This is a genomic window from Nonomuraea sp. NPDC050733 (assembly GCF_040654215.1).
Lineage (GTDB): Bacteria > Actinomycetota > Actinomycetes > Streptosporangiales > Streptosporangiaceae > Nonomuraea.
The window spans coordinates 12,902-35,298 of record NZ_JBFAHO010000013.1; the positions used below are offsets into that span (position 1 = coordinate 12,902).

At 72.0% G+C, this 22,397-nt stretch carries 21 protein-coding genes; 10 read left to right on the top strand and 11 right to left on the bottom strand.

What is annotated here, in order from left to right; all coding sequences use genetic code 11:
• Positions 1-74: 74 nt before the first annotated feature.
• Entirely contained in the window at positions 75-1,292 is a 1,218-nt protein-coding gene (locus tag AB0H64_RS21685) for a saccharopine dehydrogenase C-terminal domain-containing protein (RefSeq protein WP_357627124.1), read from the top strand.
• Between the two features lie 219 nt (positions 1,293-1,511).
• Here AB0H64_RS21685 and AB0H64_RS21690 read toward each other — a convergent pair whose 3' ends face one another.
• A complete protein-coding gene (locus AB0H64_RS21690) occupies positions 1,512-1,712 on the bottom strand; it encodes a hypothetical protein (protein ID WP_175595739.1) in 201 nt (66 codons plus the stop codon).
• A gap of 223 nt (positions 1,713-1,935) precedes the next feature.
• Entirely contained in the window at positions 1,936-3,264 is a 1,329-nt protein-coding gene (gene gabT / locus AB0H64_RS21695) for a 4-aminobutyrate--2-oxoglutarate transaminase (RefSeq protein ID WP_357627127.1), read from the bottom strand.
• 94 nt (positions 3,265-3,358) lie between these two features.
• Between gabT and AB0H64_RS21700 the strand changes: the two genes are divergently transcribed.
• Positions 3,359-5,137 carry a PucR family transcriptional regulator gene (locus AB0H64_RS21700; RefSeq protein ID WP_357627130.1) on the top strand — a complete coding sequence of 593 codons (1,779 nt, stop codon included), beginning with the start codon at positions 3,359-3,361 and terminating at the stop codon, positions 5,135-5,137.
• Here the strand turns inward: AB0H64_RS21700 and AB0H64_RS21705 are convergent.
• On the bottom strand, positions 5,097-5,723 hold the full coding sequence (locus tag AB0H64_RS21705) for a TetR/AcrR family transcriptional regulator (RefSeq protein WP_357627133.1): 627 nt from the start codon (positions 5,721-5,723) through the stop codon (positions 5,097-5,099). The two genes, AB0H64_RS21700 and AB0H64_RS21705, sit on opposite strands and share 41 nt — an antisense overlap.
• Before the next feature lie 191 nt (positions 5,724-5,914).
• Positions 5,915-6,541, bottom strand: a complete 627-nt coding sequence (locus tag AB0H64_RS21710) for a TetR/AcrR family transcriptional regulator (protein ID WP_357627136.1) — start codon at positions 6,539-6,541, stop codon at positions 5,915-5,917.
• Positions 6,542-6,654: 113 nt separating this feature from the next.
• Between AB0H64_RS21710 and AB0H64_RS21715 the strand changes: the two genes are divergently transcribed.
• Both AB0H64_RS21715 and AB0H64_RS21720 read left to right on the top strand, forming a co-directional pair.
• A complete protein-coding gene (locus AB0H64_RS21715; protein ID WP_357627139.1) occupies positions 6,655-7,599 on the top strand; it encodes an alpha/beta hydrolase in 945 nt (314 codons plus the stop codon).
• A gap of 162 nt (positions 7,600-7,761) precedes the next feature.
• Positions 7,762-9,189, top strand: coding sequence for an aldehyde dehydrogenase family protein (locus AB0H64_RS21720; RefSeq protein ID WP_357627141.1), 1,428 nt, complete (start codon positions 7,762-7,764; stop codon positions 9,187-9,189).
• On the opposite strand, the gene AB0H64_RS21725 is transcribed toward AB0H64_RS21720, so the two are convergent.
• From AB0H64_RS21725 to AB0H64_RS21735, 3 genes are read right to left on the bottom strand one after another with little or no spacing between them, the layout of a single operon-like run.
• Entirely contained in the window at positions 9,150-9,545 is a 396-nt protein-coding gene (locus AB0H64_RS21725) for a hypothetical protein (RefSeq protein ID WP_357627144.1), read from the bottom strand. The genes AB0H64_RS21720 and AB0H64_RS21725 overlap by 40 nt on opposite strands.
• 30 nt (positions 9,546-9,575) lie before the next feature.
• On the bottom strand, positions 9,576-10,769 hold the full coding sequence (locus AB0H64_RS21730; protein WP_357627146.1) for a hypothetical protein: 1,194 nt from the start codon (positions 10,767-10,769) through the stop codon (positions 9,576-9,578).
• Between the two features lie 56 nt (positions 10,770-10,825).
• Complete coding sequence (locus AB0H64_RS21735; protein WP_357627149.1) at positions 10,826-11,914, bottom strand: peptidase; 1,089 nt, start codon at positions 11,912-11,914, stop codon at positions 10,826-10,828.
• A gap of 195 nt (positions 11,915-12,109) precedes the next feature.
• On the opposite strand from AB0H64_RS21735, the gene dxr reads away from it, so the two are divergent.
• The 5 genes from dxr (at position 12,110) to AB0H64_RS21760 (ending at position 17,877) form a co-directional block, all read left to right on the top strand.
• Positions 12,110-13,300, top strand: a complete 1,191-nt coding sequence (dxr, locus tag AB0H64_RS21740; protein ID WP_357627152.1) for a 1-deoxy-D-xylulose-5-phosphate reductoisomerase — start codon at positions 12,110-12,112, stop codon at positions 13,298-13,300.
• 41 nt (positions 13,301-13,341) lie between these two features.
• Positions 13,342-14,508, top strand: a complete 1,167-nt coding sequence (gene ispG, locus AB0H64_RS21745) for a flavodoxin-dependent (E)-4-hydroxy-3-methylbut-2-enyl-diphosphate synthase (RefSeq protein WP_357627155.1) — start codon at positions 13,342-13,344, stop codon at positions 14,506-14,508.
• 118 nt (positions 14,509-14,626) lie between these two features.
• Complete coding sequence (locus AB0H64_RS21750; protein ID WP_357627158.1) at positions 14,627-16,306, top strand: alpha/beta hydrolase; 1,680 nt, start codon at positions 14,627-14,629, stop codon at positions 16,304-16,306.
• Positions 16,307-16,342: 36 nt separating this feature from the next.
• Positions 16,343-17,185, top strand: a complete 843-nt coding sequence (locus AB0H64_RS21755) for a GNAT family N-acetyltransferase (RefSeq protein WP_357627518.1) — start codon at positions 16,343-16,345, stop codon at positions 17,183-17,185.
• A gap of 143 nt (positions 17,186-17,328) precedes the next feature.
• A complete protein-coding gene (locus AB0H64_RS21760; protein WP_357627161.1) occupies positions 17,329-17,877 on the top strand; it encodes an N-acetyltransferase in 549 nt (182 codons plus the stop codon).
• A 72-nt stretch (positions 17,878-17,949) separates the two neighbouring features.
• Here AB0H64_RS21760 and AB0H64_RS21765 read toward each other — a convergent pair whose 3' ends face one another.
• From AB0H64_RS21765 to AB0H64_RS21780, 4 genes are all read right to left on the bottom strand, one after another.
• Entirely contained in the window at positions 17,950-18,345 is a 396-nt protein-coding gene (locus AB0H64_RS21765; RefSeq protein WP_310716604.1) for a DUF3037 domain-containing protein, read from the bottom strand.
• Positions 18,342-19,151: a HipA family kinase gene (locus AB0H64_RS21770; protein WP_357627164.1), complete on the bottom strand. Its 810-nt coding sequence runs from the start codon at positions 19,149-19,151 to the stop codon at positions 18,342-18,344. Before AB0H64_RS21770 ends, AB0H64_RS21765 begins: the two co-directional genes overlap by 4 nt.
• A 112-nt stretch (positions 19,152-19,263) precedes the next feature.
• A complete protein-coding gene (locus tag AB0H64_RS21775) occupies positions 19,264-20,136 on the bottom strand; it encodes a TIGR03619 family F420-dependent LLM class oxidoreductase (protein WP_357627166.1) in 873 nt (290 codons plus the stop codon).
• Positions 20,133-21,380: an LLM class flavin-dependent oxidoreductase gene (locus tag AB0H64_RS21780; RefSeq protein WP_310716601.1), complete on the bottom strand. Its 1,248-nt coding sequence runs from the start codon at positions 21,378-21,380 to the stop codon at positions 20,133-20,135. Before AB0H64_RS21780 ends, AB0H64_RS21775 begins: the two co-directional genes overlap by 4 nt.
• 93 nt (positions 21,381-21,473) lie before the next feature.
• Here AB0H64_RS21780 and AB0H64_RS21785 point away from each other — a divergent pair, with 93 nt between their 5' ends.
• Entirely contained in the window at positions 21,474-22,301 is an 828-nt protein-coding gene (locus AB0H64_RS21785; protein ID WP_357627168.1) for an LLM class F420-dependent oxidoreductase, read from the top strand.
• Positions 22,302-22,397: the final 96 nt, after the last annotated feature.

Here is a 22,397-nt window from a genome sequence, read left to right on the forward strand (position 1 = left end):
CACGTGTCGCAAATTTAGACTGAATGACCAGTCAGTCTCGACTGAATGACCAGTCAGTGAGTAGGGTGCTCAGCATGAGAATCCTTCTGGTCGGCGCGGGCGGGGTCGGCTCCGCCGTGGTGCCCATCGCCGCTCGCCGAGATTTCTTCGAACACATCGTGGTCGCGGACTCTCAACAGAGCCGGGCGGCCCGTGCCGTCGCCGCCGTGGACGACCCGCGCTTCACCGCGATCACGCTCGACGCCTCCGACCGCGCCCAGGTCGAGGCCGCGCTCCGTGAGCACCGGTGCGACGTGCTGTTCAACGCCGTCGATCCCCGGTTCACGATGCCGCTGTTCGAGGCGGCGTTCGCCGCGGGGGCGCACTATCTCGACATGGCCATGTCGCTGTCGAGGCCGCACCCGAGCGAGCCGTACCGCAAGCCGGGGCTGAAGCTCGGCGACCGGCAGTTCGCGCTCGACGGCGAGTGGCGGGGCGCGGGCCGGCTGGCGCTGGTCGGCATGGGCGTCGAGCCGGGCCTGGCCGACGTGTTCGCCCGGTACGCCGCCGACCACCTGTTCGCCGGCATCGACGAGATCGGGGTCCGGGACGGCTCCAACCTGGTCGTGGACGGCTACGACTTCGCGCCGACGTTCTCCATCTGGACCACGATCGAGGAGTGCCTGAACCCGCCCGTGGTCTGGGAGGACGGGAACTGGCGCACCACCGAGCCGTTCAGCGAGCCCGAGGTGTTCGACTTCCCGGCCGGCATCGGCCCGGTCGAGTGCGTGAACGTCGAGCACGAGGAGGTCGTGCTCGTGCCCCGCTGGATCCCCGCGCGCAAGGTGACGTTCAAGTACGGGCTCGGCGAGGAGTTCATCGACGTGCTCAAGACGCTGCGCAAGCTCGGCCTCGACAGCGCCGACAAGGTGCGCGTGGGCGGCGCCGAGGTGGCGCCGCGCGACCTCGTGGCCGCCCGCCTGCCCGACCCGGCCACGCTCGGCGAGCGCATGCACGGCAAGACGTGCGCCGGCACCTGGGTGAAGGGCCTGGGCAAGGACGGCGTGCCGCGTGAGGTGTACCTGTACCACGTGGTGGACAACGACTGGTCGATGCGGGAGTACGGCTCCCAGGCCGTCGTGTGGCAGACCGCGGTCCACCCCGTCGTGGCGCTGGAGCTGGTCGCGCGCGGCGTCTGGAAGGGCGAGGGCGTGCTCGGGCCCGAGGCGTTCGACGCCGTCCCGTTCCTCGACCTGCTCCACGAGTACGGCTCCCCGTGGGAGATGCGCGAGACCCGGCTGGTCGCCGCCTAGCGCTCCGGCCTGCGCGAAGATCGGAATCGTGAGCGATGACCCGAGATGGCGGCCGCTGCTCCCGTCCCTGCTGATCGCCGGCCTGCTGGTGGGAGACGCGCCGGGCCTGACGGCGAGGCCCGCCGGTCCTGCCGGCTCCCGCTGGGACCTGAGGTACACGACCGAAGGCCGCCGACGACGTGATCTACGAGCTCCGGTGACACGTTGCCGATGAGCCGCTCAGCGGGCCGGGAAGGCGAGGACCGTGCCGAGCGGAGCGGGCAGCAGCGCCTCGGCGCAGTCGGCGCAGGCCAGCACGGCGGAGTCGTCGGGCAGGCGGCCCACGCGCACGCGCGGTCTCGGCCACCGCTTGTGGCAGACGGCGCAGGCATCGCCTTCGCGCTGCGCCCAGCTCAGATCGTCAGGGTCGAACGTCAACATGTCCTGCGCCGTTCCTGTCGGGCCCCAGTTCATCACGCTCCCCGAGGTGATCGCGCACCCGTGCACCGGATCCGTTATAACCCCGACCGCTCGCGTGATCGTCTAGCTGGACGTCAAGCCAGAGTGAATTCTCTACCCGCCCCGCATCTCTTAAGCCCATAAAAACGGGCATCCAGCCACAAGCCGGATGCCCGTTTTGTAACAATTCTACTATGTAAAGGCCCTACAGCTCGGCGAACGCCTTCTCCAGAATGCCGAGGCCCTCCTCCAGCAGGTGCTCGGGCATCACCAGCGGCGGCAGGAACCGGAGCACGTTGCCGTAGGTGCCGGCCGTGAGCACCAGCAGGCCCTCTGCGTGGCAGCGCCGGACCACCTCGGCGACGGCCGCCGGGTCCGGCTCCTTGGTGCCGGGACGTACCAGCTCGATCGCGACCATCGCGCCGCGGCCGCGCACGTCGCCGATCACGCCGAACCGCTCCTGCATCGAGCGGAGGCGGGACAGCATGATCTCGCCGATCCGCCGGGCCTTGGCGACCAGGTCCTCCTCGGCGATGGTCTCCAGCACGCCCAGCGCCGCCTCGCAGGCCAGCGGGTTGCCGCCGTACGTGCCGCCGAGGCCGCCCGGATGGACCTTGTCCATGATCTCGGCGCGCCCGGTCACCGCGGCCAGCGGCAGACCGCCCGCGATGCCCTTGGCCGTGCAGATGAGGTCCGGCACGACGCCTTCGTCCTCGCAGGCGAACAGGTCACCGGTGCGGGCGAAGCCCGTCTGCACCTCGTCGGCCACGAACACGATGCCGTTCTCGCGGCAGAACTCCGCGATCCGCGGCAGGAAGCCCTTGGCCGGCTCGATGAAGCCGCCCTCGCCCGCGATCGGCTCGATGACCACCGCGGCCACGTTCGTCGCGCCGATCTGCTTGGTGATCATGTCGATGGCCTGGGCGGCGGCCTCCTCGGCGCAGTTCTCCGGGCCGGTCGGCCAGCGGAACGGGTAGGCCAGCGGCACCCGGTACACCTCGGGGGCGTACGGGCCGAAGCCCTGCTTGTACGGCATGTTCTTGGCCGTGAGGGTCATCGTGAGCAGCGTGCGCCCGTGGTAGCCGTGGTCGAACACCACGACCGCCTGCCGGCCGGTGGCGTACCGGGCGATCTTGACCGCGTTCTCGACGGCCTCGGCGCCGCTGTTCACCAGGAACGTGCGCTTGTCGTGGTCGCCCGGGGTCAGCTCGTTGAGCTTCTCGCAGACCTGCACGTACGACTCGTACGGCGTGACCATGAAACAGGTGTGGGTGAAGTCGGCGACCTGCTTCTGGACCCGCTCGACCACCCGCGGGGCGGCGTTGCCCGCGTTCGTGACGGCGATGCCGGAGCCGAAGTCGATCAGCGCGTTGCCGTCGGCGTCCTCCACCACGCCGCCCCCCGCTCGGGTCACGAAGACCGGGAGGGTGGTGCCGATGCCGTCGGGCACGGCGGCCTGCTTGCGGGCCAGCAGCTCCTGCGACCTGGGTCCGGGGATGGCGGTGACGAGACGGCGCTCCTGCGGGATGCTCATAGGTCAGACGGTACGGCCCGCTCCTACCTGCGCCGATACGTCGATATGGCACACTGGAGGCACTTGTCTTCGCCGGAATGGACAACTTTCTCGTATGGCGCCTTCGCTTCGGGTCGTGGTGCGGCGGATGGGGCTGCGGCCGCTCGCCGGGTCGATCGAGGGAGTCGTGGTCCGGTGGGTGGCGGTCAGCGAGCTGGAGGATCCGACTCCGTACCTGGAGGGGGACGAGCTGCTCCTGACCACGGGGATGCGCCTGGAATCGGATTTTTCCGGATATGTCGCCCGGTTGGTGGCGCGGGGGGTCGCGGGGCTCGGCTTCGCGGTGGGCCTGACGCACGAGGAGGTGCCCCCCGGCCTGGTGCGGGCCGCCTCGGCCGCCGGGCTGCCGCTGCTGGAGGTGCCGCGCGAGACGCCGTTCATCGCGATCGGCAAGGCGGTCAGCGAGCTGCTGGCGGCCGAGCAGTACGACGAGATCAAGCGTGCCTTCGCGGCACAGGGCCGGCTGACGCGCGCCGCCCTGCGTCCGGAGGGACCGCACGCGCTGATCGACCGCCTGGCCAAGGAGATCAGCGGGTGGGCGGCGCTGCTGGACGACGCCGGACAGGTCTGCCACGCGACACCCGGCGCGCGGGTCCGCACGGTGACGTCCGAGCTCGGCCGCCTGGGCGCGCTCCCGGGCCGGCCCGACCCGCAGGCCGCGCAGGCGCAGCCCGGTAAGCCCGCGCCGGTGAGCGTCGGCGGCGGGCGGCCGGGATCGGCGGCGCAGGGTGGGCGGCCGGGGGCGTCGGTGGCCCAGGCGGGGCGGCCCGCGAGCCTGGCGCTGTCCGGGCCCGAGGGGCACATGGTGGTGCTGCCGCTCGGTGGAGGGCCGCGTCCGCGCGGGTTCTTCGCGGCCGGCGCGTCCCGGCCCTTCTCGCCGGTGGGCCACACGGTGCTCAACGCCGCCGCCTCACTGCTCACGCTGGCGATCGAACAGGGCGGAGTCCGGCTGGAGGCCGAGCGGCGGCTGTGCTCGGCCGTACTGGAGCTGCTGCTGGCCGGGGCGTACGAGCAGGGACGCGCGGTGCTGGAGCCGGTCGGCGTACGGCTGCCCGAGGAGCCGCTGACCGTGCTGGCGGCCCCGGTGGAGACCCTGGAGGCACTGGAGGAGGCCCTGGAGCCCCATGCCTTCACGGCCCTGCTTCCCGCGTCACCGGTGTCTCCCGGGCCTTCCAGTCCGGCTTCCCCAGCGTCCCCGGCATCGGGCGTCACGGCGAACGGCCCCGCGACGGCACACGGCGTGGCCACGGCCTCCGACAGCGCGGCGAGCGGGGCCGGTTCGGGTGGGCGTGGCTCCGGGGGCGAGAGGCTGGTGGTGGCCGTCGTGGGGGAGGGGGGCGCCGAGGAGGTGGCCGCCTTCGCCGGTGGGCGCGTCGGTGTGAGCGCCCCTTGCTCGTACGGCGAGCTGGCCGGCGCCCTCGACCAGGCGCGGCGCGCGCTGGCGGCGGCCGGAGACGGCGAGGTGGTGCGGTTCGCCGACCTGGCCGGGCAGGGACTGCTGAGGCTGCTCGACCCGGGCGCCGCGCGGGCGTTCGCCGACGCACTGCTCGCCCCGCTCACCCGGTACGGCTCGCGCGCCGACCTCGTCGAGTCGCTGCGCGCCTACCTGAGCTGCAACGGCCACTGGGACGCGGCGGCCCAGCGGCTCGGCGTCCATCGCCACACGCTGCGCTACCGGATGCGGCGCGTGGCCGAGCTGCTCGGACGGGACCTCGACGACCCGGGCGTACGGGCCGAGCTGTGGATCGCGCTGGCGGCCACCGCTGCCTCCGCGAGGCCGCCCGCTGACGCGTCTACTGCCTGGAGACCAGGTAACAGCAGATCGTCGCCGTAGTGACCGCCTCGTAGGTCTGGGCGTCGCGCAGGTGGCCGGCCCGTTCGAGGCTGACGGCGCCCTGCGCCGCCGCCCAGAGCGCGTCGGCGATCTTGCGAGGCTGGGTCGGGACGAGGTAGCCGGCCGAGATGCAGTCGGCGATGACCCGGTCGAGGATGTTCAGCGCGGCGCGGGCCAGGGTCCTGGCGCGCTCGCTCGGCTCGAAGCCGGGGATGGCCCGCTCGAACATGAGGCTGTAGTAGCCGGGCTCGGCCAGGCACGCCTGACGGTAGGCGGGGCCGAGGGCCGACAGGTACTCGAAGGGGTTGTCGCGCTGCGGCACCGCCTCCAGGAACCGCCTGAAGCGCTCGAAGCCCTCCAGGTACAAGGCCTCGGCGAGTCCCTCCCGGTTGCCGAACATCGTGTAGATCACGGTGGTGGTGCAGCCGGCCTCGCTGGCGATCCTGCGCATGGTCAGGCTCTCCGGCCCGTCACTCACCAGCAGGTTGACGGCGACGTCCAGCAGCCTGGAACGCAGCTCGTCGTGGCTCGCCCGTTCGCCCAGCAGGTAGGCGCCCTGAAGTCCAAGCGGCGCCGAGGAGGTCATGGGCCCACGCCTTTCTGCTCGGGGGCCCGCCGCGCTGGAGACCCGCACACGTTGACTTAGCCAGGGCGGGGTTCGTTCAAACCGCTCCGCACGGTAAACATCCCGAATTAGGTCTACTTCTGTTACATGGTGGGTAAAGGAGTGGGTCGGGCGGGGTCCGTTACGGTAATCCCGGGGCCCGGAAGCCGGGGTCAGCGGTCGGGGTCGAGGACGCGGCCGACGATGTCGCGCATGCTCGCTACGACCTCGTCCTTGTCGTACGGTGCCGTGTCGGAGATCATGTCGTGCAGGGCGCCGTGCACCCCGTGGTACGTGACGCGGGCGAAGACCTCTGGCGCGCCCTGTCGAAGGACTCCGGCGGTCATCCCGCGCTTGATCGCCTCGGCCAGCAGGTCGATCACCTGCTGGTTGGTCTCCCAGCACAGGGCGAGGGCCTTGGCGTCGGCGGAGCCGTAGACGACGCGGTGCAGGTCGGCGTGCTCCACGGCGTGGTCGATCAGGCGCTCCAGCAGCGCGGTCAGCACGTCGATCCAGTCGTCCTGGGGGGTCCGGTCGGCGAGAACGGCTTCGGCGAGCTGGAGATAGCCGGCCACGTACCGCTCCCAGAGGGCGGCCACGACCTGCTCCTTGGCGGAGAAGTGCAGGTAGAAGCTGCCCTTGGCGACCTCCGCCCGCGCGGTGATGTCGCTGACGGTGGCGTCGGCCACCCCGCGCTCGGTGAAGACGTCCATGGCCGCGTCCAGCAGCTCGGCGCGGCGTTCGCCGGCCGGCTTGATCACGCGTTTCCGCACGGTTTCCGGGCCCCTGCTCATGGCCATGCCTCCACGATCGCTTGACTGACCGCTGGTCATTCGTACAGACTGACCGACGGTCAGTGGACTGACCAACGGTCATTAGCTTACCCGTCCCTTTTCGCCAAGGAGTGACACCCATGCGCCTGAGCTCCGCACTCGCCCTGGCCGCCACGGCGATCGCCCTGCCCGCGCTGCTGAGCCGTTCCCGCGGTGAGACCGTCCCGATGGACGCCCGCGCCAGGCAGGACGCGCCCGGGTCGTTCGTCCGGCTCCGCCACGGCACGACGCACGTCGTGACGGACGGCCCCGAATCGGGAGAGCCGATCTTGTTCATCCCGGGAGCGACCCTGTCCCTGTGGGTGTGGGACGGCCTGTACGAACGGCTGGCCCGGGCCGGGTACCGCACCATTCGCTACGACCGCTACGGCATCGGCTTCAGCGACCGTCCCGAGGTGGAACACGACCAGCAGCTGTTCGAGGAGCAGATCGTCGACCTGCTGGACACGCTCGGCATCGACCGCCCGGTGACACTCGTCGCCCTGGCGTTCGGCGGGCCGATCGCGGCCGAGTTCGCCGTGCACCACTCCGAACGGGTCTCCCGCCTGTGCCTGGTCTCTCCCGACGGCTTCGCCACCCCGCTCAACCCCGGGCTGCGCCTGGCCATGCTGCCCGGCATAGGTCTGCCCTTCTTCCGGGTCTTCGGGGATCGGGCGTTGAAGTCCCGCCTGCCCGGCTACTCGCGCGACCGGCGGGTGGTGGCCCGGGTCCAGGCGCGCATGCTGCCGGAGCTTCGCTACCAGGGCTTCAAGCGCAGCCTGCTCTCCGCGCTCCGCAACGTCCCGGTCCACGGAGCCGAGTACCTGTATCGGTTCGTCGACACCGGAGACGTTCCGGTGCAGGTGGTGTGGGGACGCCAGGACCCCGTGACCCCGATGCCGCCGGAGGAGGTCCTGCGCACCGTGTTCTCCCGCGCCGACCTCCGCCTGCTCGACGGTGTGGGGCATCTGCCGCACTACGAGCGTCCCGACGAGACCGCCGCGATCGTCCTGGACTTCCTGCGGGCACACCAGGAGCGGGCATGACCGCGCCGCATCGACCGCGCGGCGACGCAGGACGACCTGGCGGCTGCCGCTCCAGTTCCCGGTGCGCGGGGTTCGGGGTTGTACGCACCGGCGGGCCGCCTCGGGGGGTTTGTGCGTCGTGGCCAAATCGGCCGAAGTTCGCGGTGGCATAACGTCAGAGGTATGGACGTGCGCACCTTCTGGCTCGCAGGACGCCCCGCCACCGGGGACACCGAGCTCACCGTCACCAATCCTCTCGACGGTCGTGAGGTCGGCAGGCACTCCGTGCCGACCGACGCCCAGGTCGAGGAGGCCGTCGCGGCCGCCGCGGAGGTGGCCCGGCAGGCAGCCGCGCTGCCCGTGCACGTGCGCGCCGAGGCCCTGGCTCACGTGTCGCGCCGCCTCGCCGAGCGGGCCGACGAGATCGCCCGGCTGATCACCGCCGAGAACGGCAAGCCCGTTCTCTGGGCGCGGGGCGAGGTCGCCCGGGCCGTCGCGACGTTCCGGTTCGCCGCCGAGGAGACCCGCCGCTGGTCGGGGGAGGTGCAGCGGCTCGACACCGAGCCGGCCGCCGCCGGCCGGCTGGCCTACGTCTCGCGCGTGCCGTACGGGCCGGTGCTGGCGATCACCCCGTTCAACTTCCCGCTGAACCTCGTCGCCCACAAGGTCGCGCCCGCGATCGCGGTCGGCGCCCCCGTGATCGTGAAGCCGGCGCCCGCCACGCCGCTCACCTCGCTCGTGCTCGGCGAGATCCTGGCGGAGACCGACCTGCCGGCCGGGATGTTCTCCATCCTGCCGGTCGAGAACGACCGCGCCGGCGCGCTGGTCCAGGACCCGCGGTTGCCCGTCGTGTCGTTCACCGGCTCGGCGCCGGTCGGGTACGCGATCGCAGACCAGGTCCCGCGCAAGCACGTGACGCTGGAGCTCGGCGGCAACGCGGCGGCCGTGGTGCTGGCCGACGCCGACCTCGACTGGGCGGCCACCCGCGTCGCGCTCTACTCCAACTACCAGGCCGGCCAGAGCTGCATCGCCGTGCAGCGGGTCATCGTCGAGGAGCCGGTGTACGACGCGTTCGTGGAGCGGCTGCTCCCGGCAGTCGGCGCGCTCGTCACGGGCGACCCCGCCGACGAGAAGACCCAGGTCGGGCCGCTCGTGTCGCAGGCGGCGGCCGAGCGGGTCGAGCGGTGGGTCAAGGAGGCGGTGGACGGCGGCGCCCGCGTGCTCGCCGGTGGCACCCGCGAGGGCGCCACCATCACGCCCACGGTCCTCGCCGACGTGCCCGCCGACGCCAAGGTGGCGCGCGAGGAGGTCTTCGGCCCCGTCATGATCCTCCAGCGGGCCGCGTCGATGGACGAGGCGTACGCCATGGTCAACGACTCGGCGTACGGACTGCAGGCCGGGGTGTTCACGCGGTCGCTGGACGCGGCCTTCCGGGCCAACCGGGAGCTGGAGGTGGGCGGCGTCATCATCGGTGACGTGCCGTCGTACCGGGCCGACCAGATGCCGTACGGCGGGGTGAAGGACTCGGGCATCGGCCGCGAGGGCCTGGCCTCGGCGATGAGCGACCTCACCTACGAGAAGGTCATGGTGATCACCGGGCTCACCCTCTGAGCCTCTGGACGGCGGTGCTCTGAGGGGCCGGCTCGGTCAGTCGCTTCTCGAAGCGGTCGCTTTCCGCGCAGGCGCGACAGCCCCCGGCCACGGGCCGCCGGCCGGAGGTACACGCGCTTGACCTCGTCCACGCCGGGCTCGAGCGGCTGGAGCCCGGCGCAGCCCACCGCCTCGGCGGCCCTGTCCCTCGCGCCGCCGTCCTCGTCCGGCCACAGCAGCACGAACGAGATGCGCGGGTCGAGGTGCTTCGGGGTGTCGTCGACCACGTCGCGCCGCCGGTGGGCGAGCTCGGCCTGCTGCTCGGCGCACAGCTCCAGGACGATGGGGTCGTGGGCCGGGGGACGGGTGACCTTCATGGCGAAGAAGGTGGATCACCCGCATCAAGGTCAGGCGCGTTCGGCGGTGGTGAAGAGGGTCTTGATCGTGTCGCCGAAGTAGGGGCCGTACATGGTGCGGCGGTCGTCGCTGTACTTGAAGCTGCTCAGGGACGTCATCGTGCCCCAGCCGGTGGCGTGGTCGAAGCCGGACAGCCAGGGGCCGCCGCTCGACCCGGCCGTCATGTCGCAGCCGAGGCCCTGGTCGCGGGTCTGACCGTGGGGGTCGTTGCGCAGCTTGCCGGCGCAGTAGACGAGGTGCTCGCCCGTGTAGGGCGGGTCGGCCGGGTAGCCGAAGCCGAACGCCTGGCCGCCGCGCCCGGTGTTGAAGGCGATCTCCTGGGCCCCCACCGCGTCGGTGACGTGCCGGTTCGCCCAGGTCGTCAGCGCCACCATGCCCACGTCGTAATCGTCGTCGGCGGAGCGCGACCACGGCCCCGCGACGAACATGCGCCGCGCCGCGTACCTGCCGAACGGCTCGCCGCCGCCCTGCCGGTAGCCGGGGACGAACGTCCAGTTCTCCGCCCACGGGCCGGTGCCGTCCTTGACGCAGTGCCCGGCGGTGACGACGACGTCGCGGTTGGCGCTGCGCACGGTGCCGGCGGAGCAGACGAAGTCCACGCCGCGCAGGGTCATGAACACCCGGCCGGTCGTCCGGGTCACGGCGCCGCCGGTGGTCCAGCGCGAGCCGGCCGTGATGAGCTGCGGCCGGGCGGACTGGTGGCGGCGCTCGGCCGCGCGGCCGCCCGGTGCTCCGGCTGCCCGGCCGCCCGGTGCGCCGAGCGCCGGTCGGGCGGGTGGCGGGAGGAGCTTGAGCGCGCCGTGGGACAGGCCCGGGGCGGTGGACAGGCCCGACCGGCCCGTCACGCCGCCGAGCAGGCCGCCGCTTGGTACGCCGTCGAGCAGGTTGATGGGCAGGGCGCGGGCCATCCGCTCGCGCGTCCAGTAGCCGAGCACGCGGCGCTGGTCGGCGGGCATGCGCGCGGCCACGTGCTCCACGACGGCCCCGCCCCGGTCCCCGGACCGGGGCTCGGCAGGGCCCCCGGACGGGAGCCCGGTGGACGGCGTGCGGGCCGGGGAGGGTGCGGGGGCGGCGGGAGGACGGCCGGGCCGGCTCGGGGGCTCCGGCGTCGCGCCGATGAGGGCGGGCCCCATCAGCCCCGCGACGAGCGGAACGGCCGCCAGCAGAGGGGAGCTCAGGGTCATGGCAACCGAGTGTGCACTACGTCATGTGGTCTTGTGACTACATCCGGTGAAAAGCTTCACAGCGCGTTGGTGCTTTGCGCCGCCTGGTAAAGGGCTTGTGCCTCGTTGCCGAAGAACGGGCCCATCATGACGTTCGGGGCGAAGTTGTACTTGAAGCTGTTGACGGAGTTGAGCCAGCCGAGGCCGGTCGACTCGTCGAAGCCCCGGAACCACGGGCCGCCGCTGGAGCCCCCGGTCATCCGGCAGGCCAGCCCTTGGTCGCGCGTCATGACGGTGTCGTCGAACGTGCGCCCACTGCAGTAGATCAGCGCCGAGCCGTCGAACGGCGCCGCCGCCGGGAAGCCGAAGGCGTACGTCTGGCGCCCTCGCGGCTGGTTGAACGCCACGCCCTGGCCGCCCACGGCGTCCACCAGCGCGCGGCCCTGGAGCGGCGCCACCACGGCGGCGCCGATGTCGAAGTTGATGTCCTCGCGGGCGTTCCACTGCTGGGTGGTCAGCAGCCTGGTGGCCACCCAGGTGCCGAAGGGCCGCCTGCCGTTGTCGAAGCCCGGGACGAACACCCAGTTGCGGTGCGCGGCGCCGTCCATCTTCACGCAGTGCCCGGCGGTCATCACGACGCTCTTGTTGGCACTGGTCACGGCCGTGCCGGAGCAGGACGCGTTGCCGCCGCCGGCGGTGGTGAAGAAGACCCGGCCGACGGTGCGCACGACGGCGCCGCCGTCGGTCCAGCGCAGCCCGGTGCTGTCGGGCGCCAGTGCCTGCCGCCGCGCGGCCACGGACGTGACGCGCAGCGGGCCGCGCCGGGGGACGGCCGCCGAGGCGCCGCGCGTGGCCCAGGGGCTGCCCTGGGTCGGCCCGCCGGAGCGGGTGGTGCGCCGGGGCGCGGGCGTGTCGAGGGGCCGCGCCGCCAGCATGCGCTGCGACGTCCAGTACCGCAGGACGGACGATCGCTCGGAGGAGGAGTTCGTGGTGGACCAGCGAACCGGGCCGGGCTCGGCGGCGGTCGAGGCGACCTGTGACCCGGCGCCGGACCCGGCCTGTGAGCCCACCTGGGACCCCGCCTGAGCCGGCGCGGCGGCCAGGCCGGCCGTCACGGTCGTCGTGGCGAGTGCGAGGGCGGCGAGCAGGGCGACTCTACGGTGCATTACGTACCTCCCGAAACCGGATCTGCCATGGGGAGGTACGTGCGAGATATCGGGTTTTTCTCAAGCTATGCGCAGACGGATATGGCTCCATAACCGTACGAACTGCTCGCGGCACGGAGGGTCACATAAGGCGCGGGTTTCCGGCGGGTCATGGCCGCGTGCCCGGGCGAGCCGGCGAGCGGGGAGAATGGACGCGTGCATGCAGAGACCCTCCGATCCGTCGTCGTTCTCGGCTCCACCGGCTCGATCGGAACCCAGGCCCTCGACGTCGTCACCGCCAACCCCGGAAGGTTCCGGGTCGCCGGTCTGGCGGCCGGGGGCGGCCGGGTCGACCTGCTCGCCCGGCAGGCCGCCGAGCTGGGCGCGGAGGTCGTCGCGGTGGCCGACGCCGCGCGGGTGCCGGAGCTGAAGGAGGCGCTGGCCGCCCTCGGAGCCGGGCCCGTGGTGCTCGGCGGCCCGGACGGGGTCGCCGAGGTGGCCGGGTGGCGGTGCGACATCGTGCTCAACGGCATCACCGGGGCGCTCGGCCTCACCTCCACGCTGGTCGCCCTGGAGGCGGGCCGCACGCTGGCACTGGCCAACAAGGAGTCGCTGATCGTCGGCGGGCCCCTGGTCAAGCGGCTGGCCAAGCCGGGCCAGATCGTCCCCGTCGACTCCGAGCACTCGGCGGTGCAGCAGTGCCTGTGGGCGGCCGGGCCCCATGGTCATGACGCCGACGCGGTCAGGAAGCTGGTCATCACGGCCAGCGGCGGCCCGTTCCGGGGCAGGACCCGCGCCGAGATGGCCGACGTGACGCCCGAGATGGCGCTGGCCCACCCCACCTGGTCGATGGGCCCGACGATCACCGTCAACTCCGCCACCCTGGTCAACAAGGGGCTGGAGGTCATCGAGGCGCACCTGCTGTTCGACCTCGGGTTCGACCGGATCGACGTCGTGGTCCACCCCCAGTCGATCATCCACTCCATGGTGGAGTACGTGGACGGCTCCACCATCGCCCAGGCGAGCCCGCCCGACATGCGGCTGCCCATCGCGCTCGCCCTGGGACACCCCGGCCGCCTGGCCGGCGCCGCCCCGCCCGTCGACTGGACCAAGGCCCACACCTGGACCTTCGAGCCCCTCGACGACGAGGCGTTCCCCGCCGTCGCGCTGGCCCGCCACGTCGGCGAGGCCGGCGGCACCGCGCCCGCCGTCTACAACGCCGCCAACGAGGCGTGCCTGAACGTGTTCCTGCGCGGGGAGCTGCCGTTCCTCGCCATCGTCGACACCGTGGCCCGGGTCGTGGAGGAGCACGAGGTGACTCCGGCCGGCTCCGTGGAGGAGGTGCTGGCCGCCGACGCCTGGGCCCGAGCCCGGGCGGCGGAGCTGGCGGCAGGGCAGTCCCGCTGACTTCCTAGACTGGACATCGTCTTCGACACCTAAGGGTTGAAATGTCTTCTGTAGCACTCGGCATACCGACGGTCCGCCCCAAGCCGCTCGCCGAACGCCGCCACTCGCGCCAGATCAGGGTCGGCGACGTGCTCGTGGGGGGCGACGCGCCGGTCTCCGTGCAGTCCATGACCACCACGGTCACCGCCGACGTCAACTCCACCCTCCAGCAGATCGCCGAGCTGACGGCCTCCGGCTGCCAGATCGTCCGCGTGGCCGTGCCGTCGCAGGACGACGCCGACGCGCTGCCGATCATCGCCAGGAAGTCGCAGATCCCGGTGATCGCCGACATCCACTTCCAGCCCAAGTACGTCTTCGCCGCCATCGAGGCGGGCTGCGCGGCGGTGCGCGTCAACCCGGGCAACATCAAGAAGTTCGACGACAAGGTGGGCGAGATCGCCAAGGCGGCGGCCGACCACGGCGTGCCCATCCGCATCGGGGTCAACGCCGGCTCCCTCGACCCGCGCCTGCTCCAGAAGTACGGCAAGGCCACCCCGGAGGCGCTGGTCGAGTCGGCGCTGTGGGAGTGCTCGCTGTTCGAGGAGCACGGCTTCCGCGACATCAAGATCTCGGTCAAGCACAACGACCCCGTCGTCATGATCAACGCCTACCGGTTGCTGGCCGCCAGGTGCGACTACCCGCTGCACCTGGGCGTCACCGAGGCCGGCCCCGCCTTCCAGGGCACGATCAAGTCGGCCGTCGCGTTCGGCGCGCTGCTGGCCGAGGGCATCGGCGACACGATCCGCGTCTCGCTGTCCGCGCCCCCGGTCGAGGAGGTCAAGGTCGGCACGCAGATCCTGGAGTCGCTCGGGCTGCGCGAGCGCGGCCTGGAGATCGTCTCCTGCCCGTCGTGCGGTCGCGCCCAGGTCGACGTCTACACGCTGGCCGAGCAGGTGCAGGCCGGGCTGGAGGGCATGAAGGTGCCGCTGCGCGTCGCCGTCATGGGCTGCGTCGTCAACGGGCCCGGCGAGGCGCGCGAGGCCGACCTGGGCGTGGCGTCCGGCAACGGCAAGGGCCAGATCTTCGTCAAGGGCGAGGTCATCAAGACCGTGCCGGAGTCGCAGATCGTCGAGACGCTCATCGAGGAGGCGCTGCGGCTGGCCGAGGAGATGGGCGTGGAGGTCGACCTCGACGACGACGCCCCCGGACCGCAGGTCACCGTCGGCTGAGTGGGCGACCCCGGCCCACCTGGCATACGTTACGTTAAGCCATCGGATCATTACAGAATGGCAAGGGTTCGGTCATGCGGCACGCCCGCCCGGTCGCGGGCAGGCAGCATCTGTAGGCATGAGACGGGTGAAGCGGTGCGTCCGGGTCGTGGCGGCGGTGGTGACGCTGGCCGGTGGGGTGGTGAGCGCCGGAGGCGGCCCGGCGGCGGCCGGCGAGACCCCAACGGCCCTGGCGTCCACCGGCTCGGCCGTCCAGCTCACCGGCTCGGTCACCCGGTCCACCGGCTCGGCTGCCCCGTCCGTCGTGTGGGGAGCGTGTCCCGCCGCTGACACGGCCGGCTCCCGGGCGCAGGCCGCCCCCGCGCACGCCGCCCGCACCGAGTGCGGGGCCGTCCGGGTCCCCCTCGACTACCGGCAGCCCCTGGGCCACACCCTCACGATCGCCGTCAACCGGATCCCGGCCACCGTCTCGCGCGACGGTGGCCGTTACCTCGGCACCCTGCTGGTGAACCCCGGCGGCCCCGGCGCCTCCGGGCGGAAGCTGGCCGAGTTCGTCGCCGGCGCCCTGCCCGAGGGTGTCGCAGGCCGTTACGACGTCGTCGGGTTCGACCCGCGCGGCGTCGGCGGCAGCGAGCCCGCCATGCACTGCGTGGACCCCGGCACCTACTACGCCGCGCCCCGCGCCGACGCCGTGCCGCGCGACGCCGCCGAGGAGGCCGTCCTGCTCGGCAGGGCCCAGCAGTACGCCGGCCGGTGCGGCGACCGGTGGGCGTGGCTGCTGCCGCACATGACCACCGTCGAGGCCGCCCGCGACATCGACCGCGTCCGCGTCGCGCTCGGCGAGGAGAAGATCTCCTACCTCGGCTACTCCTACGGCACCTACCTCGGCGCCGTCTACGCCACGCTCTTCCCGGAGCGGGTGCGCCGCCTGGTCCTCGACAGCTCCGTCGACCCGGGCGCCGTCTGGTACCAGGCCAACCTCAACCAGGACGTCGCCTTCGACCGGCGGCACCGCGACTTCCTGGCCTGGGTCGCCCGGCACAACGACGTCTACCAGCTCGGCCGTACCGAGGAGCAGACCTCGTTCGCCTGGTACGCGATGCGCGCCCGGCTGCGCGAGCGCCCGGCCGGCGGCGTGGTGGGGCCGAGCGAGCTCGACGACGTCTTCACCGCCGGCGGCTACACCGACCGGCTCTGGCCCGAGCTGGCCTCCGTCTGGTCCCGGTACGTACGGCAGGGCGACGTGCGTGGCCTGCTCGACGACTACGACCGGCTCGGCGGCCACACCACCGAGGACGAGAACGGCTATGCCGTCTACCTGAGCGTCCAGTGCGCCGACGCGTCGTGGCCGCGCGACTGGGCCGCCTGGCAGACCGACATGGCGCCCCTGCACCGCCGCGCCCCGTTCCTCACCTGGCCGAACGCCTGGTTCAACGCCCCCTGCGCGTTCTGGCCGGTGCAGGGCAAGAGCCCGGTGGACGTCCGCGGACGTGCCGGCCTGCCGCCCATCCTCATGATCCAGTCCCGGGGCGACGCGGCCACGCCGTACTCGGGCGCGCTCGGCATGTTGCGCAGGTTCCCGACGGCGCGGATGGTCGTCGAGGCAGGCGGCAACCACGGCATCTCCCTGGCGGGCAACGCCTGCGTCGACCGGCACCTGACCGCCTACCTCGCCGGCGGGAGGGTGCCGGAGCGGACGGCCACGTGCCCCGCCCTGCCGGAGCCGCAGCCCGCGGGCCGGACGGCCGCCCGGCACGCCCGCGGACAGGAAAGGCTCACCGAGGCCCTGTCAGGATGAGCTAATCGGTGGGGCTTCGCGTAGTCTGACCATGTGATGCTGCGTACCTCGGCGTCGCGCGTGCTCGATGACAACGACCGGGACGAGGCTCTGGCCTTGCTCGACAGCGACCCGGTCGCGAACGTCTTCGTCGCCTCCCGCGTGCGGACCGTCGGCCTCAACCAGGCGCGGCTCGGTGGGCAGATGTGGGGGTTCGGGCCGCGTGGCGGGCTCGTCTCGCTGTGCTATGCCGGCGCCAACCTGGTCCCGGTCAACGCCGGCCCGGAGGCCGTGCACGCCTTCGCCGACCGCGCGCGCAAGCAGGGACGGCGCTGCTCGTCCATCGTGGGTCCGGCCGACGCCGTCTCGCTGCTGTGGGAGCGGCTGGAGCCGTACTGGGGCAGGGCGCGGGCCATCCGGTGGGCGCAGCCGGTCATGGCCACCTCCCACAAGCCGCCCGTGCCCGCCGATCCGCTGGTGCGCCGGGTGCGGCCGGAGGAGTTCGACATCGTCCTGCCGGCGTGCGTGGCGATGTTCACCGAGGAGGTCGGCGTGTCGCCCAATCTCGGCGACGGCGGCGCCCTCTACCGCACCCGCGTGTCGGAGCTGATCCGCATCGGCCGCTCGTACGCGCGCATCGAGGACGGCCGGGTGGTGTTCAAGGCCGAGATCGGCGCGGTGACCCCGTTCGCCTGCCAGGTGCAGGGCGTGTGGGTGGATCCGGAGCTGCGCGGCCAGGGCTTCGCCGTCGCCGGCATGGCCGCGGTCGTCGAGGCCGCGCTGGCGTGCTTCGCGCCGGTCGTCACCCTGTACGTCAACGACTTCAACACCCCGGCCCGGGCCGTCTACCGCAGGGTCGGCTTCCAGGAGGTCGACACGTTCATGTCGGTCCTTTTCTAGTGCCGCATCAGAGAACCTTTGCCCTGTGATCATGTGACGCGCCGTTCGGACGCTGTGATGTGCAACTCGGTGTCACTCACCGCGCATCCTTCGGGCTTCAAAACCGTGTGCGAGCGACAGGGACGAGTCCTTACCCTCCGGTCATGGATCTTCGCGAAGAACTTCCGAGCGACAGAGAGTCTGTGCGGGACATCCACCTGCGGGCGTTCGGTGACCACGGCCTTGTCGTGGCCGACCTGGTCGATACCCTGCGGGGCACGATCACGCCCGCGGACGGTCTCTCACTGGTCGCTGAGCTCGACGGGCAGATCGTCGGGCACATCATGTTCACCCGCGGTCTGCTCGATGCCCCTCGGCGCCTGGTTGAGGTGCATGTGCTCAGCCCGTTGGCCGTCATGCCCGAGCATCACAAGCGCGGTATCGGCTCGGCCCTGGTCCGGCACGGGCTGAGGACCCTCGCTGAGCGGGCCGTCCCCCTGGTCTTCCTGGAGGGCGATCCGGGTTACTACTCCCGCTTCGGCTTCGCGCCCGGTGACGACCAGGGCTTCCGAAAACCATCCCTGCGCATTCCAGATGGCGCCTTTCAGGTCCTCAGACTCGCGGAGTACGAGCCATGGATGACAGGGACACTGGTCTACCCGGAGCCGTTCTGGCGGCACGACGTAGTCGGCCTCCGCGATCCCAGCGCATAGCGCCGCGAGAACCTCCACCCCTGTCGTGACGTGACGCGCCGTGCGGATGTTCGGGCAGCATGATCCGCCGCTCTAGAGTCTCACGAGCTTGTCGAAGAGCCGGGCCAGCTCCGTGCCGGGGTCCGCGGTGAGCCCCGCGTGGACCGGGCCGGTCTGCACGATCGTGCTGCGCGGCGCCGTCAGCCAGCGGAACCTGCCGCCGAGCGGCTCCGCGGCCAGCGGCCCCGACTGCTCGCCGCAGGCCAGCTCGTACGCGCCGAGGGCCCGCCGTACGGCGTCGGCGTCGGCGTCCGGATCGAGGGCGCGCAGCCGCACGGTGTCGAGGTGCACCCGCGCGCACAGGTAGCCGCGCGGCTGGCAGTAGAGCAGCACGCCCGCGTTGATCTGCTCGCCGCGCTCCACCCGGGGCACGACGCGGATCACGGCGTACTCGTAGACGTCTCTCACCATGGGCTCCGTGGCGCTCATCGGCCGTCTCCCCGCCAGAACTCGCCGACCGACCCCGGTCCCGACCGCCGTGCGGGTGGCGGCTCGTGGGTCAGCCACGCGCGCGGCCCGTGGGCGCGGCTCAGCAGGTGCTCGACGTAGGTGTCGCGGACGTCCTGGGCGGAGGCGAAGCCCGGCTCGCCGTCGAGCCACTCGTCGGGGACCAGCGCCGTGACGGTGCGCAGCAGCTCCGGCGTGATCCGCGCGGCCAGCTCGGCCCCGGCGGCCTCGACGCCGGTGGCGAAGGGGGCCAGCACGTGGTCGCCCGCGTCGAAGGGCCGCTGCGGGTCGGCGGTTCTCCAGTTGTGGTGGAACCACAGGGCCGCGCCGTGGTCGATCAGCCAGATGTCGCCGTGCCAGACGAGCAGGTTGGGGTTGCGCCAGCTCCGGTCGATGTTGTGGACGAGGCCGTCGAACCAGACGACCCGGGAGGCGAACGTCGGGTCGGGCGCCCAGGTGAGCGGCTCGAAGCCGAGCGCACCGGGCAGGAAGTCGATCGCGAGGTTGTGGCCGGCGCTGGCCTTGAGCAGCTCCTGCACCTCGTAGTCCGGCTCCCGGACGCCGATCTGCGGATCGAGGTCGATGATCTTGAGGTCGGGGGTGCGCAGGCCGAGCCGCCTGGCCAGCTCCGCGCAGATGATCTCGGCGACGAGGACCCGCCGGCCCTGGCCGGCCTCGCGGAACTTCACCACGTACGTGCCGAGGTCGTCGGCCTCGACGACGCCCGGCAGCGATCCGCCCTCCCGCAGCGGCGTCACGTAGCGCGTGGCCGCGATGGATTCCAGCACGGCACGAGGGTATCGTCCCGGCGGACCGCCACGGATCTCCCCGGCGGCGCGGTGGAGCGGTCGGCGCGGCGCGACTACCTGGGAGGACCTGGGACGGTCTGGGGCGGCGCGGTCAGATCTTGGCGATGACCTCCTCGGCGAAGCGCTCCATCGTGGCGATCTTGAGCTCCAGGGTCCCCTCGCCGTACCGGGCCTTCTCCTCCGGCGTGGCCAGCCACCACGGCGCGGCCATCGTCCCCGTGACGCCCTTGGCGGCGAAGCGGCGGTAGGTCGCGGCGTCGGGCATGACGGCCAGCGGCGCGATGACCTCGAAGTCGCCGTCGTCGCGGCCGTGCTCGCGCAGCAGCGCCCGCAGGTCGCCCAGCACGGTGTCGAACTGCTCCTCGGTGTAGACGCGGTTGCCGATCCAGCCGTCGCCGAGCCGGGCGGCGCGGCGCAGCGCGGCCTCACTGTCCCCGCCGACGATCACGGGGACGGGCCGCTCCGGCGCGGGTGCGATCGACAGCTCGGGCAGGCCGTCCACCGTCACGGCGCGCCCCGTCCACAGCTCCCGCAGCAGCGGGATCATCGCGTCGAGCCGGCGGCCCCGCGTGTGGAAGTCCTGCCCGGTGGCCAGGAACTCCTCCTTGCACCACCCGACGCCCACCCCGAAGCTCACCCGGTCGCCGGACAGGACCGCCGCCGTCGACACCTGCTTGGCCACGGTGAACAGGTCCCGGGCCGGGGCGATGTAGACGTTCGGCGAGAAGCGCAGCGTGCTCGTCACGGCGGCCATCGCCCCGATCGTCACCCACACGTCCGGCCAGTGCGTGCGCGCGTCCCAGCGCGGCCGGCCCGAGCGGGAGTAGGGGTACGGCGAGGCGAAGTCGGCGTAGAACAGGTGGTCCGACAGCGTCAGCGTGTCGAAGCCGCACCGCTCGGCCGCCCGCGCCAGCTCCAGGAACTGGCCGGTGTCCGCGAACGAGGCCCCCAGCCAGAACCTCACCGGAACTCCGGGATGACCTTGGTGGCGAACAGCTCCAGGTTGCGCTTGACCGTGTCGAGCGGCAGCACGCCCTGCTGGCCCTGCATGTACAGGCCGAACCACTCCAGGTCGGGCATCCGGTCGAGCATCCGCTGGATGCCGCGCTTGACGTCGTCGGGGGTGCCGAACAGCGCCATCTCGACGTCGTTCATCCGCTTGGCGTCGCCCTTCTCCGGCGAGATGGGCTTGTGCTTCTCGTCCTCCTTCTTGCGCAGCACCTCCAGGTAGCCGAACGGGCCGAAGAACGCGGCGAAGTCCTTGGGGATGCTCCGGCCGAAGGTGTTGATCGCCTGCTCGGTCGTGTCGGCGATACCGACGATCTTGAGGATGCCGGTGTGCTCACCGAGCTTGTAGTCGCGGCCCTGCCGGGCCGACTCCTCCTGGTAGAGCTTGGCCTTGGCGGCGTGGTCGTCGGGGTTGGGGGTGAACATCCACGGCAGGATGTCCTCCTGCGCCGCCCTGATGACCGAACGGTCGGAGATGGTGAACGGCTGCCACAGCTCCGGGTAGGGGTTCTGGTACGGCCGGGGGCAGACCGAGACGGCCTGCACCTTGCCCTCGTCGTCCAGCTCGCCCGGGGCGCCGAAGGTCCGGGTCCACTCCTGGGCGGGCCAGCCCTCGATGCCCTCGAACGGGTACGGCACCTGGTAGTCCAGGACGTCCGACTTGTAGCGGAGCGTCTCCTGGGTCCACGCCATCTTCATGATCTTCAGTACCTCGCCGAAGACGTCGAAGTTGCGCGTGTCGGAGGCCGAGCCGTCGGAGCGGGCGGCCGCCGCGTGCCAGCGCTGGCCGAGCACGTTCATCCACCGGTTCTGGTAGCCCCGGGCCACGCCCAGCCGCAGCCGTCCCTTGCAGAACTGGTCGAGCAGCGCCACGTCCTCGGCGGCCCTGATCGGGTCCCAGGCGGGCAGCACCATGCCGAGCGGCGCGAGCAGGATCCGCTCGGTCCTGGCCGCCAGGTCGGTGAGGAACATGAGGGGGTTGACCGAGAACTCCATGCCCTCCGAGTGGAAGTGGTGCTCGGTCATCATCAGCGCGTCGAAGCCGATCTGGTCGGCGTGGACGGCGATCTCCCGTACCTCCTGCAACAGCCGCTGGTACGACTCCGTGTCCCGCCCGATGGGGCGCTTAGCCTTGGCGTTCTCCTCAGCCGCGTATCCGGAGCCTGGAATCTGCGGATTCAGGAAGATGGAAAACTTCACCGGGAGACCTCTTTCCGCGGGGCGTTTCTCTGAGCGGCAAGCTACTCTAGAAATCTTAGCCGAGCAATCGCTTGGTTGACCTAGGGAGGGCGCATGCGGCTCGGGGTCACGATGTTCACCACGGACCGGGCCATGCCGGTCCACGAGCTGGCCAGGGCGGCCGAGGAGCGCGGCTTCGCCTCCCTCTACGTGCCCGAGCACACCCACATCCCCGTCTCCCGCCGCACGCCCCCGCCCAACGGGGAGGACGAGCTGCCCGAGTCGTACAAGCGCACCCTGGACCCGCTGGTCGCGCTCTCCTACGCAGCCGCCGTCACCGAGCGGCTGCGCGTGGGCACCGGCATCCTGCTCGCCGCCCAGCGTGACCCCGTCGTCACCGCCAAGGCCGTCGCCACCCTCGACCACCTGTCCGGAGGGCGCGTGGTGCTCGGCGTCGGCTTCGGCTGGAACGCCGAGGAGATGGCCGACCACGACGTGCCGTACGGGACGCGGCGCGAGGTGACGCGCGAGCACGTCCTGGCCATGCGGTCGCTGTGGCGTGACGAGGTGGCCTCCTACGAGGGCCGCTTCACCCGGTTCGAGCCGTCCTGGTCGTGGCCCAAGCCGGTCTCCGGGCCGCCCGTCTACATCGGCGGCGCGGCGGGGCCGAAGATGTTCGCGCACGTCGCCGAGTACGCCGAGGGCTGGATGCCGATCGGCGGCAAGGGCATCAAGGCCGCCCTCCCGGCGCTGCGCGAGGCGTGCGAGAAGGCCGGCCGCCCGCCGGCCCGGGTGATCCCGTTCGGCACGCTGCCGACGCGCGAGAAGCTCGACTACTACGCGGAGCTCGGGATCGAGGAGACCGTGGCGGGCCTGCCGAGCGGGCCGCCCGATGTGGTGCTGCCCGTGCTGGACGAATATGCCCGGCTCATCGGCGCCTGACAGGCGGGGTGACCGGAAGAGTGAGGGTTGTACGGCCCCGGCGGTGCCATGGATGTCACCACTTCGGGAAATGTCCGGCGGCTTTCTGACCTTGAG

Bases quoted from the DNA above. Each gene is read 5' to 3' on its own strand.
- AB0H64_RS21735 (WP_357627149.1), bottom strand. From the start codon at position 11,914: ATGCACCGTAGAGTCGCCCTGCTCGCCGCCCTCGCACTCGCCACGACG.
- AB0H64_RS21765 (WP_310716604.1), bottom strand. From the start codon at position 18,345: ATGAGCGCCACGGAGCCCATGGTGAGAGACGTCTACGAGTACGCCGTG.
- AB0H64_RS21720 (WP_357627141.1), top strand. From the start codon at position 7,762: ATGGACGTGCGCACCTTCTGGCTCGCAGGACGCCCCGCCACCGGGGAC.
- gabT (WP_357627127.1), bottom strand. From the start codon at position 3,264: ATGAGCATCCCGCAGGAGCGCCGTCTCGTCACCGCCATCCCCGGACCC.
- ispG (WP_357627155.1), top strand. From the start codon at position 13,342: ATGTCTTCTGTAGCACTCGGCATACCGACGGTCCGCCCCAAGCCGCTC.
- AB0H64_RS21750 (WP_357627158.1), top strand. From the start codon at position 14,627: ATGAGACGGGTGAAGCGGTGCGTCCGGGTCGTGGCGGCGGTGGTGACG.
- AB0H64_RS21710 (WP_357627136.1), bottom strand. From the start codon at position 6,541: ATGGCCATGAGCAGGGGCCCGGAAACCGTGCGGAAACGCGTGATCAAG.
- AB0H64_RS21705 (WP_357627133.1), bottom strand. From the start codon at position 5,723: ATGACCTCCTCGGCGCCGCTTGGACTTCAGGGCGCCTACCTGCTGGGC.
- AB0H64_RS21725 (WP_357627144.1), bottom strand. From the start codon at position 9,545: ATGAAGGTCACCCGTCCCCCGGCCCACGACCCCATCGTCCTGGAGCTG.
- AB0H64_RS21755 (WP_357627518.1), top strand. From the start codon at position 16,343: ATGCTGCGTACCTCGGCGTCGCGCGTGCTCGATGACAACGACCGGGAC.
- AB0H64_RS21715 (WP_357627139.1), top strand. From the start codon at position 6,655: ATGCGCCTGAGCTCCGCACTCGCCCTGGCCGCCACGGCGATCGCCCTG.
- AB0H64_RS21785 (WP_357627168.1), top strand. From the start codon at position 21,474: ATGCGGCTCGGGGTCACGATGTTCACCACGGACCGGGCCATGCCGGTC.
- AB0H64_RS21730 (WP_357627146.1), bottom strand. From the start codon at position 10,769: ATGACCCTGAGCTCCCCTCTGCTGGCGGCCGTTCCGCTCGTCGCGGGG.
- AB0H64_RS21700 (WP_357627130.1), top strand. From the start codon at position 3,359: ATGGCGCCTTCGCTTCGGGTCGTGGTGCGGCGGATGGGGCTGCGGCCG.
- AB0H64_RS21690 (WP_175595739.1), bottom strand. From the start codon at position 1,712: ATGTTGACGTTCGACCCTGACGATCTGAGCTGGGCGCAGCGCGAAGGC.
- AB0H64_RS21760 (WP_357627161.1), top strand. From the start codon at position 17,329: ATGGATCTTCGCGAAGAACTTCCGAGCGACAGAGAGTCTGTGCGGGAC.
- AB0H64_RS21685 (WP_357627124.1), top strand. From the start codon at position 75: ATGAGAATCCTTCTGGTCGGCGCGGGCGGGGTCGGCTCCGCCGTGGTG.